The 17,747-nt window shown below is 46.6% G+C and carries 14 protein-coding genes; 11 read left to right on the plus strand and 3 right to left on the minus strand.

Going from position 1 to position 17,747, the window contains the following annotated elements; all coding sequences use genetic code 11:
* The first annotated feature begins 413 nt into the window (after positions 1-413).
* The 5 genes from nagZ to OEZ43_18080 all read left to right on the plus strand — a co-directional run bounded on the left by nagZ (position 414) and on the right by OEZ43_18080 (position 4,523).
* A complete protein-coding gene (nagZ, locus tag OEZ43_18060; protein MDH5547489.1) occupies positions 414-1,430 on the plus strand; it encodes a beta-N-acetylhexosaminidase in 1,017 nt (338 codons plus the stop codon).
* A 20-nt stretch (positions 1,431-1,450) separates the two neighbouring features.
* Positions 1,451-2,572, plus strand: coding sequence for a mechanosensitive ion channel family protein (locus OEZ43_18065; GenBank protein ID MDH5547490.1), 1,122 nt, complete (start codon positions 1,451-1,453; stop codon positions 2,570-2,572).
* 146 nt (positions 2,573-2,718) lie between these two features.
* On the plus strand, positions 2,719-3,087 hold the full coding sequence (locus tag OEZ43_18070; GenBank protein MDH5547491.1) for a DsrE family protein: 369 nt from the start codon (positions 2,719-2,721) through the stop codon (positions 3,085-3,087).
* Between the two features lie 136 nt (positions 3,088-3,223).
* Positions 3,224-3,784 (plus strand): hypoxanthine-guanine phosphoribosyltransferase, encoded by a 561-nt coding sequence (locus tag OEZ43_18075; protein MDH5547492.1) that lies wholly within the window; start codon positions 3,224-3,226, stop codon positions 3,782-3,784.
* The gene (locus tag OEZ43_18080) at positions 3,777-4,523 is read left to right on the plus strand and encodes an S-methyl-5'-thioinosine phosphorylase (GenBank protein MDH5547493.1); all 747 of its coding nucleotides are present in this window, start codon (positions 3,777-3,779) and stop codon (positions 4,521-4,523) included. The genes OEZ43_18075 and OEZ43_18080 overlap by 8 nt, the downstream gene beginning before the upstream one ends.
* Positions 4,524-4,545: 22 nt before the next feature.
* On the opposite strand, the gene OEZ43_18085 is transcribed toward OEZ43_18080, so the two are convergent.
* On the minus strand, positions 4,546-5,523 hold the full coding sequence (locus OEZ43_18085) for a peptidoglycan binding protein CsiV (GenBank protein MDH5547494.1): 978 nt from the start codon (positions 5,521-5,523) through the stop codon (positions 4,546-4,548).
* An 89-nt stretch (positions 5,524-5,612) separates the two neighbouring features.
* Here OEZ43_18085 and def point away from each other — a divergent pair, with 89 nt between their 5' ends.
* Positions 5,613-6,158, plus strand: coding sequence for a peptide deformylase (gene def, locus OEZ43_18090; GenBank protein MDH5547495.1), 546 nt, complete (start codon positions 5,613-5,615; stop codon positions 6,156-6,158).
* 30 nt (positions 6,159-6,188) lie between these two features.
* Here the strand turns inward: def and OEZ43_18095 are convergent, their stop codons facing one another.
* Together OEZ43_18095 and OEZ43_18100 are read right to left on the minus strand one after the other, a co-directional pair.
* A complete protein-coding gene (locus OEZ43_18095; protein MDH5547496.1) occupies positions 6,189-8,273 on the minus strand; it encodes an EAL domain-containing protein in 2,085 nt (694 codons plus the stop codon).
* Positions 8,274-8,375: 102 nt separating this feature from the next.
* Entirely contained in the window at positions 8,376-11,411 is a 3,036-nt protein-coding gene (locus OEZ43_18100) for a c-type cytochrome (GenBank protein MDH5547497.1), read from the minus strand.
* A 398-nt stretch (positions 11,412-11,809) separates the two neighbouring features.
* On the opposite strand from OEZ43_18100, the gene rimP reads away from it, so the two are divergent.
* The 5 genes from rimP to truB are packed head-to-tail and all read left to right on the plus strand — an operon-like array spanning position 11,810 to position 17,708.
* Positions 11,810-12,265: a ribosome maturation factor RimP gene (gene rimP / locus OEZ43_18105; GenBank protein MDH5547498.1), complete on the plus strand. Its 456-nt coding sequence runs from the start codon at positions 11,810-11,812 to the stop codon at positions 12,263-12,265.
* A gap of 25 nt (positions 12,266-12,290) precedes the next feature.
* Positions 12,291-13,787 carry a transcription termination factor NusA gene (gene nusA / locus OEZ43_18110; protein ID MDH5547499.1) on the plus strand — a complete coding sequence of 499 codons (1,497 nt, stop codon included), beginning with the start codon at positions 12,291-12,293 and terminating at the stop codon, positions 13,785-13,787.
* Positions 13,788-13,822: 35 nt separating this feature from the next.
* The gene (gene infB, locus OEZ43_18115; GenBank protein MDH5547500.1) at positions 13,823-16,393 is read left to right on the plus strand and encodes a translation initiation factor IF-2; all 2,571 of its coding nucleotides are present in this window, start codon (positions 13,823-13,825) and stop codon (positions 16,391-16,393) included.
* Positions 16,393-16,770 carry a 30S ribosome-binding factor RbfA gene (gene rbfA / locus OEZ43_18120; protein MDH5547501.1) on the plus strand — a complete coding sequence of 126 codons (378 nt, stop codon included), beginning with the start codon at positions 16,393-16,395 and terminating at the stop codon, positions 16,768-16,770. The genes infB and rbfA overlap by 1 nt, the downstream gene beginning before the upstream one ends.
* A 17-nt stretch (positions 16,771-16,787) precedes the next feature.
* Positions 16,788-17,708: a tRNA pseudouridine(55) synthase TruB gene (gene truB, locus OEZ43_18125; protein MDH5547502.1), complete on the plus strand. Its 921-nt coding sequence runs from the start codon at positions 16,788-16,790 to the stop codon at positions 17,706-17,708.
* Positions 17,709-17,747 lie beyond the last annotated feature (39 nt).

Raw genomic sequence — 17,747 nt, forward strand, 5'->3', positions numbered from 1 at the left:
TCGAGTTGAGCGGTTTGAACTCTTCTGTTGTAAGGCGTAAAGCTGGATCGCTCGGTTGTCTGGGAATCGCCGGGCTAGCCCTCACCAGTCGCTTGGTGACAGTGGTTGGAGGATCGTTTCCCTCTAGGCCCACACCCAAAAAACTGTCTTTTGGCCGATTCATGCGCCAACACATTGGTGATAGTTCTTACATCCGTACATTCTCCTTATCGCACCTGCTGGATTCCGCAATTGCTCGTTTTTCAAGCATTCCCAAAGCCACTGAGCAGGAGAAAATGACCCTACTTGGGTTCATCCTAGACGAATTGTCCACCGTTGAGACAAACATGACACCAAAATTAGGTTCGATAGGCTTTTCATACGGTAGTGTTACATGATGAAATAGGCGCGTAAAAAACAGGAAGGAAAACAAAATGACACTTGGGCCAGTAATGATCGACCTGGAAGGTACCTCGTTGAGCGCGGAAGAAAAAGAGATGATCGCGCATCCGATGGTTGGTGGACTTATATTCTTTACTCGAAATTTTGAGAGTCGGCAGCAAATTCACCAGCTAACCCGGGAGATCAAGAAAATACGCAATATTCTGGTATGCGTTGATCATGAAGGCGGGAGAGTCCAAAGATTTCGAGAAGGTTTTACACGACTACCACCTTGCGCTGTCCTCGGTGAAACCTACGATAAGAATCCTCAGAAGGCGATGAGTGACGCCCACGCCTTGGGGTGGTTGATGGCTGCTGAGTTAATTGCGGTACAGATAGATTTCAGTTTCGCACCAGTGCTGGATGTGGATTATCGGCTTTGTGATGTTATCGGTAATCGTGCGTTTCACTCTGATCCAGAGATAATCGGTAAATTGGCATCATCATACGTTAAAGGCATGGCAGACGCCGGGATGAGTAGTACCGGCAAACACTTCCCTGGTCATGGGGCGGTGAAGGAAGATTCCCACCTTGAACTGCCAGTTGACGGCCGGTCTCTGAAGGAAATCATGAATAATGACGTTATACCGTTCCGACGTCTGAATGAAAGCAATTTGCTCGACGCCGTTATGCCGGCCCATGTGATTTACGATCAAATAGACAAAATGCCTGCAGGATTCTCCTCGGTGTGGATTAAACAGATCTTGCGCGAGCAGTTACACTTTAACGGCGTCGTTTTCAGTGACGATTTGAATATGGCTGCTGCCGGAATGGCGGGTAGCTTTACTGATCGAGCAGAGGCGGCGATGAAGGCGGGATGTGATATGATTCTCGTCTGCAACAATCGCGCAGGGGCAATTGAGGTGCTGGAACATTTCAATTGGCAAACTGAGAGGCTATCGATAGAACGTCTGGAAGGCATGTTTGCCAAGAAAATAACCAACGAAATTGATCTCAAAACCTCTGACAAATGGCAAGATGCCGTGGCGATTGCGGAGTCGTATATGTAGTCGGGGAGTCAGCGTATTTCATGGATATTAATCGATATCTTCAGGAGAGTTTTGCCTTCCTGAGTCTAAGCCAGGACTGGCTGCTTCAAGTCTTTTTGGTCATAGTTGCAGTACTGTTTTTTAATTTTTTTCAACGACGCTTTTTACGACGTTTGCGCGTTCAATTGGAAAAGACGCAAAACAGCTGGGATGATGCCTTTGTTGTTGCCCTGGGCCCACCGCTTACGTTATTAATCTGGATTATTGGGCTGGCTTTTGCTGCCCATATTGTTCAGACCGCTACCGGGGCTGAGATATTTACAGCCTTTTCCACTGCTCGAGATGTGGGCGTTATCGGCTGTCTATCCTGGTTTTTAGTACGATTCACCAACAAAGTCGAAAGTAATATTCTCGCACTGGCAGAACGTCGCGGCAGAAAAATCGATCCAACCACTGCCGATGCAATCACCAAGCTGTTACGTATATCCATTATTATTACAGCGACGCTGGTGGTATTGCAGACCATGGGATTTAGCGTCTCAGGGGTAATGGCATTCGGTGGAATAGGGGGAATTGCGGTAGGTTTCGCGGCTAAGGATTTATTAGCTAATTTCTTCGGCGGACTCATGATATATCTCGATCGACCTTTCGCCACAGGCGATTGGATACGTTCGCCTGATCGTGAGATCGAGGGCACCGTAGAGAACATAGGCTGGCGATTGACCACGGTGCGCACCTTTGACAAACGTCCTATCTATATCCCGAATTCCATATTCGCCAACATAACGGTTGAGAATCCATCGCGCATGACCCATCGACGCATATATGAAACCATCGGTATCCGCTACGAAGATGCGTCAAAAATGCAAACAATTATTGATGATATTAAAGCAATGCTGCTTGCCCATGATGAAATAGACACCACGCAGACAATGATTGTGAATTTTAACGATTATGGTGCGTCGTCATTGGACTTTTTCGTCTATACATTCACCAAAACAACGAATTGGGTAAAGTTTCATGAAATCAAACAAGATGTGTTGCTGAAAATTTATGAGGTCATCTGCAGTCATGGCGCCGACATTGCGTTCCCTACAACGACGATAAATACATCAGAAAGTGCTCCATTAGGGTTAAATACCATAGAAAGAGAAAAGGTATGATGACTAAAGCTCCGAGGCATGATTTCCGCTAAAGAACAAGAATTGGTTCTAGTCAATATTAGAATATTGGCATATGATGCGGGCTCATAGTGAGCGTGTGAAGATTGCGCAGGCTGCCCGAATTTAATTTAAACTGGAGAAGATAAATGGCTGATAAGCTGTTGATTATTATGGTAAACACGGACCCTAGTAATCCGTCGGAACTAGGTGCGCCTTTTTTCCAGGCTACTGTCGCAGCGGCGATGGAGTTTGAAGTAGAGGTCATTTTAACCGGTCGGGCAGGCGAATTAGCGAAAAAGGGTGTAGCGGAAAACCTTTATGTACAGGAAGGTAGCCCGAAGAGTGTTTATGAGTTCATCAAAGATGCCCATGAAGCCGGAGCGGTATTCAAGGTCTGTACTCCGACGCTGGACCTTTGGGGTGACGATTTGATTCCAGAGGTTGAAGAGACCGTTGGTGGCGCCTATGTTATCAGTGAAGCCATGGACGACGATACGGTGACCTTCACCTACTAAGTTAGAATTAGAAATCCAGACCCCGTTTGCACACAAAGGCAAACGGGGTTTTTTTATTGTCTATGTCTGACAGTACACTAAGTCTGACGACTTCGGTATACTTCGATTTTTGTTTGTTAACGAGAGAATCATAAAAATGGGGACTAATGCCGAACAAGCGTGGAGTGTCTATCAGCGCGCCGAATTGATTTATTCGCGAGACGAAATCAATCTCGCACTGGATTTGATCGCGAAAGACATTAGTCAAACCTTGAGCGAAAGTGACCCTCTTGTATTATGCGTCATGACAGGCGGGCTAATGACGGCATCTGAGATTTTACTGCGTATGGATTTTCCACTGGAAGTGGATTACATTCACGCCACTCGCTACGGTCTTGAAACTCAGGGTCAAAAATTGAAGTGGATTGCCAGTCCACGAAAGCCGCTTGTGAACAGAAATATCTTAGTTATTGACGATATTCTGGATGAAGGACATACGCTTGAGGCAATATTGAATTTTTGCCGCGAGGAAGGCGCAAGCTCTGTATATTCAGCTGTGCTGGTACAAAAAGAGCATGATAGAAATACGGGTTTGAAAAAGGCAGATTTTACTGCGATGAGTGTACCCGATCGTTATGTATTCGGGTTCGGTATGGATTACAAAGGGTATTTACGAAACATACCCGTAATAATGGCGGCACATAGAGACGATGAGTAATTTAGCAATTATAGGCGGGACGGGTTTAACTACATTGGAAAATCTGGAGATAGTTAGCCGCCAGATCATGCAAACCCCATATGGCGAGCCTTCTGCGCCGTTGAGTATCGGAAACCTGGCAGGTCGTGAAGTTATGTTCTTGCCTCGTCACGGTTATGGTCACACTATACCCCCACATAAAGTAAACTACCGTGCAAATATTTGGGCATTAAAGGAAGCTGGGGCGACCAATATTATTGCTGTCGCAGCAGTGGGCGGTATACGCAACGACCTGGTTCCAAAAAGTATCATGGTGCCGGATCAAATTATCGATTACACCTGGTCAAGAATTACAACGTATTTTGAGGAAGGATTGAATCAGGTCACCCATATCGATTTTACGGAACCCTATAGTCCTCGACTGCGGGACATAATTATCAATGCGTGTAAGGAAATGGGTATAGCTATTTTTGAAAAAGGTACTTACGCGGCGACACAAGGGCCACGACTCGAAACAACGGCAGAAATTAATCGCCTTGAGCGAGATGGGTGCGATATTGTGGGCATGACCGGGATGCCCGAAGCGGCATTGGCCCGTGAGTTAGATTTGGAATATGCAACGATTGCGGTTGTTGCGAACGCTGCTGCCGGTCGCGGTAATGAACCACTAACTATGGATAAGATTCAGGAAAACCTATCATCAGGCATTGAGAATGTAAAAAATATCATTGCCGGCGTCATTAAGGCGAATGCTTTGTAAATCGTAGTTCGGTGATTTCCGATCAACGGTTTTTTGCAAATTCTTCAATTTCTGGTAAGTCGACAGGTGTAACCATAGCGATCACCCCGAACAAGGGGTGATCGAAGTAGTAAATCTTCTTGGTCTTGATACGTTGTGATTCGCTCAAACGAAAATCGACAGGTTCAAGTTCCAGGCTGGAAAGAAATGGGTTGGTAACAGTTTTCTTCTCAGCTGCGGCAATTGTTTCAGTTGTTGAATTTTCCATTGGAAAAGCAGCAACTGCGGCGACTGCACTCATAGGTTCTTCCGGTTTCTTTGTGCGAAAGTACATATCGATTCCAAGGTGTAGGAACCGCGTCCACTTCAATGTAACAGTGCCGTAAACACGCAATTCCTCAGGTCCAATAGGCTGTTGTAACGCAAAACCCAGGTTTTCTTCTGAGACTAAAGGTTCGCCAGTTAACGGATCAACAGCTGTCGTTTCTGCCGAATTTTCCGGTTCATTATTGGTCACAGACAAATTATCGATGGCAACCATTTCAACTGCGGAATCGTCTACAGGGGTTGCCATTGCAGCGCCGCCAAGCTCCTGATAGGCATTGTCAGAGTCCTCGTCATCAATTAGTACCGGGGTCCCGTTTTGGCCTTGATACACGGGTTGACGCCAGGCCTTATGAAGCAGCATCTGAAAGCCATCAGTAGAAGAAAATTTTTCGCGGATCTTCTGAAATTGGTATTGTTCCATAGCGATGTCTTCAAAGGCCACGGGCACTTGCTGTCTATCGGAAGCGCCAATACCACTTTGATTGGCAATTCCTTTTGTCAGACCAATCGAATCGACGGGAAGGTTCGGTTGTAAATCGATAGGCCATTTTTCCGACGCATAGGCCTCAGGTGTGACTTGGGAAAAGATCAATACTTCAACTTCGTACCATCTCTCGTCCTGCGCATATGCAGTACTGCAATAAATGCATGTCAGGATGATGACGAAATTGAGGAGTTTACGACTAAAAATCACTAGCTTATCCTATCAAATTCGGATGGCTGCCTATTGTAGAATATGTACACGGGCATGGCGAATTTATTCATTTAGGTATCCAATATTCTATGACAACGCAAAAAATACTACGCATTGGCAATCCATTACTGAGGCAAAAATCACGCCCTGTTGATGATCCAAGTTCTCATGAGAGTCAGCAATTGCTTGAAGATATGTTGCACAGCATGCGACATGCCAGCGGCGCGGGGCTGGCTGCGCCACAAATTGGCCAACTAAAAAGAGTCATAGTATTCGGTATTGAGCATAATCCGCGCTACCCAGACGCGCCGCCCGTCCCCCTGACGGTGTTGTTTAATCCCGACTATGAAGTTCTTGATTACAATCTTGAGTCTGCCTGGGAAGGGTGTTTAAGTGTTCCCGGTATGCGTGGGCGTGTAAACAGGCCAAGAAAAATTCGCTATCACGGAGTTGATGGGAGAGGGAAGTTGTTGACACGAGATGCTGAAGGATTTCATGCCAGAGTATTTATGCACGAATTTGATCATCTTGAAGGAATACTTTACGTTGATAAGCTCGCGGATCCGGCAGATTTTGGCCTTATTGAAGAATTGGAACAGGCCGGTCGAATACCGAAAATTTCTGCAGATGACTAGAAACAGATGAGTTTGAATCTGGAATCGAAACTACGATTCCTGCAACAAGCATTCGTCGAGAGATTTTGGGTGTCCAATCGAATAGCCTTGTAAATAGTCTATCCCCATGGCTGTTAGTGTTTGTGCGATTTCCTCTGTTTCCACAAATTCGGCAATAGTTTTTAATCCCATGACGTGACCTATTTGGTTAATAGCATTTACCATTTCCTTGTCGACTGGGTCTTTAGTGATATCGCGTACGAAGTGTCCATCGATCTTTACATAATCCACGGGCAAACTTTTCAGGTATCCAAAAGAAGACATACCGCTACCAAAATCATCTAATGCGAAACGACAGCCCAGCTGTTTCAGTTCGGTCATAAAATGCAGAGCGCTGGATAGATTACTAATAGCCGCTGTTTCAGTCAGCTCAAAACAAAACTTTTCAGCTTCTATACTACAGTTGCGCACATGTTGAACCAAGAACTCCAGAAACGATTTTTGGCATATGGAATTGGCAGAGATATTGATTGTAAAAAATTCGATTTTATCCATGCGCAGTCGATTTTTATTCTTTTCCAGCCAGCTGAACATTAATTCAATGACAGTTCTATCCAGTAATGGCATTAAATCATAACGTTCTGCAACACTGATAAAGGCACCGGGAACAACCTGTCCTTGTTGGTCATCAATGCGCATTAAAACTTCCACGGCACTCATGTTATCGTCTCGGCTACCGGCTGGAATTATACGTTGACAGTGTAGTTGAATGTTTTTGTTTTCCAACGCTTGCTTGAGTCGCGTCACCCATTGAAATTCCCTATACCGCTTGACTTGCGCCTGATCATCTACCTGATAAACGTGAATTCGGTTGCGTCCTCCTTCCTTCGCCAGGTAGCACGCTGAGTCGGCCGCTGAAAGAACTTGCGCCAGAGAGGTAGAAGTGTTGTCGATTTGAACTACACCAACACTCATTCCAATAGAGAACACTTTTTCTTCAGTGGTAAAACGAAAATCTTTTATGATATTAAATAGACGGTCAAGTTGTACAAGTGCGTCATCAAGAGTGATATCGGTGTATAACACACCAAATTCGTCGCCACCTAGACGCGCAAGCGTATCTGTTTTTCTCATAGAGCGATGTAATACACTGCTAAGTTGTTTTAGCAAGGCATCACCGGCAACGTGGCCACAGGTATCATTAACAATCTTGAACTGATCAAGATCTATATAGCTTAATACATGAGTTTGACCACTTCGATGGGTATCTCTTATCAATTTTGACAAGCGTTGCTCGAATTCCATCCGATTGTACAGACCGGTCAGATAGTCATGATGGGCGAGATATTCCATTTGCTGTACCATGGCACGCGTTGCGCTGACGTTGCGAAAAACTACAACGGCGCCAGATATGGCTTTCTTTACCATGATGGGGTTAGAGCGATACTGAACTGGAAAACAGTTATTGTCCTTATCCCACAAAACATCGTCATCTGACCAATGTGACGAACCGTCTATCGTCGTTTGAAAAAAAAGACATTGTTCTTTCGGATAGGCTCGTTGATCTTCATAAGAGTGATGAACAAGATCGAACATGTTTTTTCCAAGCAATTCGTCCCGTTCATAACCTAACATTTCCGCGGCTGCACGATTTACGAAGGTGCATCTAAGTTGCGTATCAATGCCAAAAATTCCTTCGCCGGTAGAATCCATCAATAGACTGATATGTTCGTTTAGGCGTTGCAGTTCACCTTCTACCTTGCGTGTTCGCGTCAAGTCACGGTTTCCCATTAATGTTCCTATGGGATTTCCCTCGAAGTCTTTAATAGTGCGTATCATAACTTCGAAGGGAGTACCACGCGCATTGTTAGGGTGATTGGCTTCCATCACGATATAGGTGTCTTCATGACGCGCACGTGCCGCGCAGACTGGGCACGGAGAATCTTCGCCCTCCGGATGCATAATAGTTGTTATTTTTTTGCCAATGGCTATGTGCGGTGGCATTTTTATGAGGTTATAAAATGCACTGTTGCCGCATTGAATGCGTTCATCTAAGTCGAGAATATAGAGGGGATCTTCAAATGCATTAAGCACATGTATCCAATGTGCATAGGAATCCGCTTGATTGTTGTTCATAGAATTCGCGCCCCAGGCCCACGTTCGAGAAGTTTCCGCCATTTTTAACGTATGATCAAGAGGACATACATCCTCTTGATCATACATAATTTTTATTAGTACTTAGCGCTTTTTGAATTGTGTCTGCGCGTAATCAAGAACGTTAACACCGTGAATCGTTGAGTGATTCTTACTTGGATCAAGAAAGGCCGGCATTGGAGCATTTGGTTGACCAAACCGTACTTTATGCAGGAATTCCCATGGGTTTTCTGCTGCGAGTGAAAAGATGTCCACCCCATAAGTAGCAGTGCCTATGATACCCATACCATCGTCACCGTGACACGAGGCGCAGTTTATTGCTGAATCGATGGAGCCGAAATATAAACCTTCGCCAGTTGGCAGATCACGATAAGCGCCTTTAACCGTTTTAAAGACCTGGGAGATATAGGTATTAGTATCGACCATACCTTCTAACAAAAACTTAACCAAATCCCAGATGTCTCGATCAGACAACGATGTATGCAGCAGCGTATTCTTTGCGCTAAAAGCATGTAGATCGCTATTTGCGCCTTCCTTTATCCAGAGGAACAAGAAATCTTGAAGCGCCTGAGTTGTGAGCTGTGACTTCTGCAAATTGATTTGGTATAGCAAATTGTCAGGACCAGTTGCAGACGGAGTTCCACCAGCGAATCCAATGCCTTGATAGTCCCACGAATGACAGGATATACAACGCCAGGAATCTGAGGCCTTTTTGAAGGCTGGCAGGTCAGCTACACCAGGGTTCCGACGATCCCACAACGGATTGGTGACAGATGGTGGTGTGGATTCTCCGCCAGACGCTGCTTTTTCTTCCCACCATTTGTCGAAGAGTCTTCCGCCGCGTACCAAACTAGCGGTTTCATAACTTCCGGTTCCGGTTTCAGATCCGCCACTCATTGTCTGTACGAATGCCATAACATCTACAGCGTCCTTTGGTGACAATCCTTCGAATCCGCCGGCCGTAGGAATCATCAAGCTACCAGGATGTCCGAAACGTACCTTGTGTAAAAATTCCGGTTCGTTGTTTCTTGCGATTTCGTCTATCGGTGCCGCTTGTAGTTTGCCGTCTGCGCCGTGGCAGGTTATGCAATTGCCCGGTGATGGTTCTTCATAAACAAGTCTGCCATTTTCAGCATTGGCGAACGGACGTTCGTTCTCAAATGTTCTTACTCCGCTGCCATCTAGCGCGGTAATAAATTCGACTAACTGCTGAATGCTTCCGTCATCAAGATACGCACCAAAGGCGTGTTCAGGCCAACTGGCGTCACCATTTTTAATAAAGTTAAACATTGTTGTTGGATCGAGAACACTGCCGAGTACGCCTTTTATATTGGTTTGATATTCACCTGTCGCATATGCACCATTTTTACCCAGGTAATCCCAGCCATGACATGATTTACAACGCCAGGTTGTTTCTCCGGTTTTAACGGTATTGCCGCTGGCTTCCCAAATCGGATGCGTCGTGTTTGGTACCCCTACAGCATCGGCTTCAACTATCCAATTGTCGTATAGACGGCCTGCTTTAGGCATAGATGAAACAAAGTTTTCCTGTACATAGGCAAGTATGTCGATAGCTGCCTTCGATTCTCGCAAGGTTGGGTCTTGAATGTTGTCGACTAAACCCGGCATGCTATTACCAGACTCATTTTTTGCACCAAAGCGCGTTTTGTGCACAAACTCCCATGGGTTATCAGCCGCTACTTCACCCAGAAATTCATTGTTTCCGAAGTCAATCTGTTTTCCATCCAATCCGTGACACAAAGAACATTTTGCATTGCCGTGGTACAGCGCATTTCCCTCTTCAGGATTTGAACGATCTTTAAGTACCGTCTTTTTGGCGTCATCAATAAATTGATAGTGACCGGCGCCTTGAGATGCCTCTTCACGCATCGTCATGATAAACAAGGTCAAATCATAGTACTCAGCTTCATCAAATAGCTGATTGAAGGCATGATCAACATTGGTTGAAATATAGTTATAGACTTCTCCCGCATTTGAGAAGAGTGTAGGGGTATTAGTCGTACCGATTACACCTTTAATGTCAGAGAAATTGAGACCATCTTTGTAGGCGCCGTCTTTGCCGCGATAATCCCAACCATGACACTGTTTACAACGCCAAGTGCGTGAGCCAGTGACCTTAGTATTCGTCTCTGTGGGCCAAAGTGGATGCGTGCCTTCTGGTGCTGCAGTGGTTTTTACAGAAGCATCCCACCATTTATCGTAGAGCAAACCACCATTGGACAGACTTGCTGCTTGTAGTTTTACTTCGCTGAAATTTCCCGTTTGTGGTTCTTCTGACGCGCCATTTTTTAAGTACGCCAAGATATCTCGTGCGTCGAGTATGTCGACTCCGCCGGGCATGGGGCCGCCAGGCTGGCCAAAGCGAACCTTGTGCAGAAAAAACTCTGGATCTTCTTCAGCTTTGCTAATGATACGCTGGCGCATATCAGGGGTGCTATGGCAATCGGCGTCAATACATGAGCGCTGTGTTGTTGGATTGGGCATCAGGAACTTGGTTTGGCCTTGTTGAGAGTTACCTCCAGCCAATGGGCTGCCCATTGTTTTAAATCCAACGTCTATAACGAAACGCGTTAAGTCGTGAAGATCTTTGTTATTCAGTTCTTTAAATTCATGTGGAGTGTTGTCGTAGTGTAGAGCCTCACCAGATTTAATGAAGTTGAAAACTTCCTCCGCTTCGCGCGGCATACCAGATTCGGGGTCAGTGGCGAGCTGCAATAAGCCGGGGAAGCCTGTGTATGACTCTGGGTCGTTGAATTGAGATGCGGCACCTTCAAATCCTTTGTAATCCCATCCGTGGCAGGTCACACAACGAAATGAAGATTTGTCTATTTGTTGTACTTCTTCAGAAGTGCGTTTTTCCCAAAGTTCAAAGACTTCTTCTTTGGGCGGGGCTTCGCCTTTTTCTTTCCACCAATTGTCATAGAGGCGTGCTCCGCGTTCCTGGTCTGCATCCTCAAATTTGGTTTGACTGAATTTGCCGCTACCACGACCGCCACCACCACTAGTTGGCGGTTCGGCGCAAGCACCTATTACGAGTGCAAGCAGGCCGACGAACGTCAAGCGTGCAACAGAATGAAAGACAACCTCTAACAAATACATCTACCAAACTCCCCACGAGTTATATTCCAGCATCAAAAACAAGTGATACAGAATTCTGCTGGATAGTCTATTTGTAAGACCTTAAACACGAATTAAACTATTGATTTTGCATTTAAAAGCGTGAAATGGAGGGGGATTTTAGCGATCTTTGCTGAAAAACATATTATGGTGGTAGGTGTGCCAGAATGGGCACAGAAACCGAGAGTGGATTTTTCCTGGTTACATATTGAATTAACAAGACTTTTGCTTTAGAATTCGCGTAATTTTTAGAATCGCTAGCTTGGTGAGGCAAGGTTCTTTGTAGTTTGCCTTTGGATATCAAAAGCTTAGCGGTCTTTGATATAAGAGTTTTTAGAGTGGGCCGCTGGCCCATTTTTTATTTTTCAGGTTCAGAATAATTGGCGCGTAGCATAGCACTGGAGAATTTACTGGCACCAACAATCGATGGCATGGGCTATGAGTTGTTGGGTGTTGAGCACGTGTCGCAGGGTCGGCATTCCGTGCTACGGCTATTCATCGACAAAATCGATGGCATAAACATCGAGGATTGCGAACGGGTGAGCCGTCAGGTCAGCGGTGTGCTTGACGTAGAGGATCCAATTCGTGGTGAGTACAGCCTGGAAGTGTCTTCGCCAGGCTTGGATAGGCCCTTGTTCAAAATGGCGCATTTTGAACGCTTTGTGGGTGAAAAGTGCGCCGTACGCTTAAAACAAGCAAAGGATGGCAGAAGAAAATTGTCTGGCGTGATCAGGAGTACCAGCGGGGATGGTGTCGTCATTGAGCTGGAAGAAAATAATTGCATTACTCTGTCGCTCGACGAAATTGAAAAAGCGAATTTAGTTCCACAATTTTAGTTTTTTGGCCGTGGAGGCTGTGTAGATGAGCAAGGAAATTTTATTAGTCGTAGATGCCGTATCCCATGAAAAAGGCGTGGAAAAAGAGATAATTTTCCAGGCTATTGAAAGCGCATTAGCGACAGCAACGCGTAAACGTCATGGGGAAGACATCGATTGCCGGGTCGAGATCGATCGGGTAAGTGGTGACTATGAAACCTATAGACGTTGGCTGGTTGTGGACGATGAAGACCCAAGTTTTGAATCACCCTTGCGACAAAAACTATTAGCGGCTGCTCAGAATATAGATCCGTCGCTTCAACCCGGCGATTATATTGAAGAAAAAATTGAGTCTGTTGAATTTGGTCGTATAGCGGCTCAGACAGCCAAGCAGGTAATTGTCCAAAAGGTTCGTGAAGCGGAGCGTGCCCAGATTGTTGATGCCTTTCGTGATAAAGAAGGACATCTCGTTAGCGGTATCGTCAAACGCGTTGAAAAAGGTAATATTTACGTGGACTTGGGCAATAATGCCGAGGCCGTCATCCTACGTGAACACATGATTCCCCGTGAGAGTATGCGTCCGGGTGATCGAATTCGTGGGTATCTGCAGGAAGTTCGTCCAGATGCCAGGGGGCCACAGCTGTTCATCTCCCGTGTCGCTCCAGAATTAATCATTGAATTGTTCAAACTTGAAGTGCCTGAGATCGGCGAAGGTTTGATAGATGTAATCAGCGCAGCCCGTGATGCAGGTCAACGTGCAAAGATAGCGGTTCGTGCAAATGATCCACGCATCGATCCAGTTGGCGCTTGCGTCGGTATGCGTGGTTCACGTGTTCAGGCCGTGTCAAACGAGCTGGCTGGTGAGCGAGTTGATATAGTGATTTACGACGAAAATCCTGCACAATTTGTTGTCAACGCTATGGCGCCGGCAGAGGTAGTATCGATAGTCGTTGATGAAGATGCAGGTAGTATGGACGTTGCGGTAGAAGAGGAACAATTGTCCCAGGCAATTGGCCGTAGCGGGCAAAACGTACGTCTGGCGAGCGAGTTGACCGGTTGGGAATTAAACGTCATGACCGTGGCGGATGCCGAAGAAAAAAGTGCCAAAGAGACTAATGATATACGTGATCTGTTCATATCTCAGCTTGATGTCGATGAGGATATTGCCACCATACTGGTTGAAGAAGGTTATACCAGTATCGAGGAAGTAGCCTATGTTCCCGTTCAGGAAATGCTTGAGATTGAAGATTTTGACGAGGACATCGTTGAAGAGCTGCGCCAACGTGCGCGTGATGTGATCATTGCAAAGGCCATTGTGCAGGAAGATCAGTCTGGTGAAGGTCCTGCACAAGACCTGTTAGACATGGAAGGCATTACAACAGAATTTGCCAATAAACTGGCGAGCGCGGGTGTGTGCACAATGGATGATCTCGCGGAGCAATCCGTAGATGAAGTCGTGGAAATTTTAGGTATAGAAGAGAAGCTTGCTGGTGATCTTATCATGAAGGCGCGTGAGCCTTGGTTTGCGGACCAGGCTGAATAGTTGTCCTCGAGAATTAAAGGCGGGAGCTAGAGTTGATGTCGGAAGTTACAGTAAAACAGTTCGCGGAAACAGTGGGCATTCCTGTTGACCGTCTGCTTGCGCAACTGGGTGAGGCAGGTTTGTCTGAGAAAAGCGCGGACGAATCGATCACTGAAAATGAAAAAATGCAACTGCTGGCGTATCTCCAAAAACGCCAGGGCGTCGATGAAAGGAAAGGCGACAGCCCTAAAAAGATTACTCTGAAACGTAAGACAGTCAGTGAGCTTAAGCAGCCAACTAGCGGCGGACGTGGCCCCGGTGGTCGAGGTAGTAGCGCCGGTTCGAGCCGCACGATAAGCGTGGAAGTACGAAAGAAGCGTACTTACATCAAACGTAGTGAAGTTCAACCGACTGTTGAAAACGATATCTTAGAAAAAGCGAAGGAGATTCAAAAACGCCAGGCCGAGCAACTTGAACTCGAAGATCGCCAGCGGAAAGAAGAGGAGCTACGACGGGAGGAATCCAACCGTGTAGAAGAAACTCCACAAGCGGCTGCCGTTGAGGCACCTGCGGTCGTTGAACCAGTAATTGAGCCCGTCGTGGCAGTCGCAGCCGCAGCCGCAGCCGTTGAGACAGATAAAGAGAAAAAAACCGCAAAGGATAAGAAACACAAAAAGGCTTCGCCAAAAGACGACTCGAGAGAAGAGCGTGCTGGCAAAGGGAAAAAACGTCGTGCGCGTTCACGTGACGATGATTTTTTTGTCGGCGATGGTGATGATTCTGACTTTGGTGGTGCGGCGAGAGGCAGACGACGCAAAGGTAAGGCCAAGGAAAAGACCAATGTCCATGCATTCGAAAAACCTACAGGCCCAGTTGTAAAGGAAATTCCCGTTCCTGAGTCGATTACTGTTGCAGACTTAGCCCAAAAGATGTCGGTTAAGGCAACTGAAGTTATCAAGATCATGATGAGGTCATTTAATGTCATGGCCACGATAAATCAAATTATCGATCAGGATACTGCGATACTGGTGGTTGAAGAAATGGGACACAAGCCGGTAGCCCATGTTGAGTATTCTGTAGAAGACAATCTTGTATTTGACGAGGCGCAAGGCGAACTCGTATCGCGTCCACCTGTTATTACCGTTATGGGTCATGTCGACCATGGTAAGACCTCATTGCTCGACTATATTCGTCGTACCAAAGTAGCTTCTGGGGAAGCTGGCGGTATCACACAGCATATTGGTGCATACCACGTAGACACGGAAAAGGGCACGATTACCTTTCTTGACACACCTGGACACTCGGCGTTTACCGCTATGCGTGCCCGCGGTGCTCAGGTGACGGATATCGTAATTCTGGTAGTTGCCGCAGACGATGGTGTTATGCCGCAAACTAAGGAGGCTGTCCAGCATGCGAAAGCTGCGGGTGTACCCCTGGTTGTTGCGGTTAATAAGATAGATAAACCTGATGCCGATCCGGACCGTGTCCGTAGTGAGTTGGCTCAGGAAGATGTTATTCCGGAAGACTGGGGCGGAGATACACAATTCGTGCATGTTTCAGCCAAGACAGGAGAGGGTGTCGATACGTTGTTGGATTCCGTCTTGTTGCAGGCTGAAGTGCTGGAACTGAAGGCGGTGGCCGATGGTCGAGCCAAAGGTGTGGTTGTAGAATCACGCCTGGATAAGGGACGTGGTCCTGTAGCAACCATACTGGTGCAGCGTGGAACTTTGCGTCGGGGTGACATCGTGGTTGCTGGCCACGAGTTCGGACGCGTACGTGCGATGCTGAACGAAGCCGGAGAGCAGATAGAAAAGGCGGGTCCATCCATGCCTGTCGAAATTCTTGGTTTGTCGGCTGCGCCAACTGCCGGTGAAGAGGTCGGGGTGGTAGATGATGAGCGCAAGGCTCGTGAAATCGCTAATTTCAGACAGGGCAAATACCGTGAAATCAAGCTGGCCAAGCAGCAGGCAACTAAACTTGAAAACCTTTTCTCGCAAATGGCGGAAGGTGAAGTCGCAACAGTCAATATTCTGTTGAAGACGGATGTACAGGGTTCTCTTGAGGCGCTAAGTGACGCCTTGACCAAGCTGTCTACCAGCGAAGTCCGAGTGAAAATTATTGCTTCGGGTGTGGGCGGAATTAATGAGTCTGATGCGAACCTTGCACACGCTTCTCGTGGCATTATCATCGGCTTCAATGTTCGCGCAGATTCCGCTGCACGTCGCATTATCGAAGACGAAGGCCTTGATCTTCATTACTACAGCGTAATCTATGATGCCATCGAAGAAGTCAAACAGGCCATGACAGGCATGTTGGCGCCGGAATTCAAAGAGGAAATCATCGGTTTGGCGGAAGTTCGCGATGTGTTCCGATCTCCCAAGTTTGGCGCAATCGCGGGTTGTATGGTTGTCGACGGTACAGTGAAACGCAGCAATCCTATTCGTGTCCTGCGTGAAAATGTTGTTATCTACGAAGGTGAGCTGGAATCTCTGCGTCGCTTCAAAGACGATACTGCTGAAGTTAAATCCGGTTACGAGTGCGGAATCGGTGTTAAAAATTACAACGACGTCAAGGTCGGAGACCAGATTGAGGTGTATGAACGTACACAGGTGGCGCGACAACTGTAATGGCAAGAGAATTTAGTCGTACTCGACGGATAGAAGAACAGATACAAAAGGAACTTGCGGAAATCATACATAATGAGTTGAAAGACCCGCGCGTGGGATGGGTTACCATTTCAGGCGTGGAGGTATCTCGCGATTTAGCTCACGCCAACATTTTCTACACTGTTCTTGGTCAGGATAAGGAACCACCTGAAACGATAAAAGGATTGCAAAAAGCGAGCGGTTTTATGCGCCACGAATTGGGCAAACGAGTCCATATGCGCAGTATCCCTCAGCTGCATTTTAAATTCGATCTGTCCTATATCCAGGGACAACATATGTCTTCGTTAATCGATAAAGCTGTAGCGGCTGACACGAAAGACGATGAAACGTCAGAATAGGTTTTAAGTAGTCTGGTATGGGTAGAAGAAAAGCAAAAGGTCGTGATATCAGCGGCGTATTTCTACTGGACAAGCCAACCGGTATCACGTCTAATGCGGCCCTGCAAAAGGTGAAATACCTGTATAAGGCCAATAAGGCGGGGCACACAGGAAGCCTGGATCCGATTGCCAGTGGTTTGCTACCGATATGTATCGGTGAAGCTACAAAATTTAGTCACTATCTATTGGATGCTGATAAACGCTACCAGGTGGAAGCACGCCTGGGTGTTAAGACCACTACCGGTGATATCGAAGGCGAGGTGGTAGAAACTGCCGATATACCTGAGTTCGATCAGGATGGCCTGAAGAGTGTTTTGAGTGGTTTTCTTGGCAAACAGGAACAAATACCACCTATGCACTCGGCGATCAAACAGAATGGTCAGCCTTTATATAAACTTGCAAGACAAGGTATTTCCGTTGAACGCAAAAGCCGAGAGATCGTGATTTACGAGCTTAACCTGCTTGCAACGAGTGAGAATAGCATTACCTTGGACGTTAAATGTTCCAAGGGTACATACATAAGAACATTGGTCGAAGACATTGCGCACGCCTTGGGCACATGCGCGCATGTAACCCTGCTGCGGCGTACGCAGGTCGGGGATTTCGACATAGAGAATTCCGTTACACTGGAGAGGCTGGAGGAAACCCTGGCTGGATCTGGTTTGACAGGAATAGATGAGATGTTGCTCCCGTCCGAGACGGCAATTGCGGATTGGCCCGGAGTCAACCTCTCTGAGGATGCCGCATATTATCTGCGACAAGGGCAGGCGGTCCTCGTACCAAAAGCACCGACACAAGGTCTGGTGCGATTGTATGAAGGAGATGACAATTTCCTTGGCGTGGGTTGTATCCTCGATGATGGCAGAGTCGCACCAAAGCGACTGATAAAAGTTGCCTGACTTGAGATAAAAGTGCGGAATATTAACGGTTTCCCATTA

Source organism: Gammaproteobacteria bacterium (genome assembly GCA_029881255.1).
Taxonomy (GTDB): domain Bacteria; phylum Pseudomonadota; class Gammaproteobacteria; order S012-40; family S012-40; genus JAOUMY01.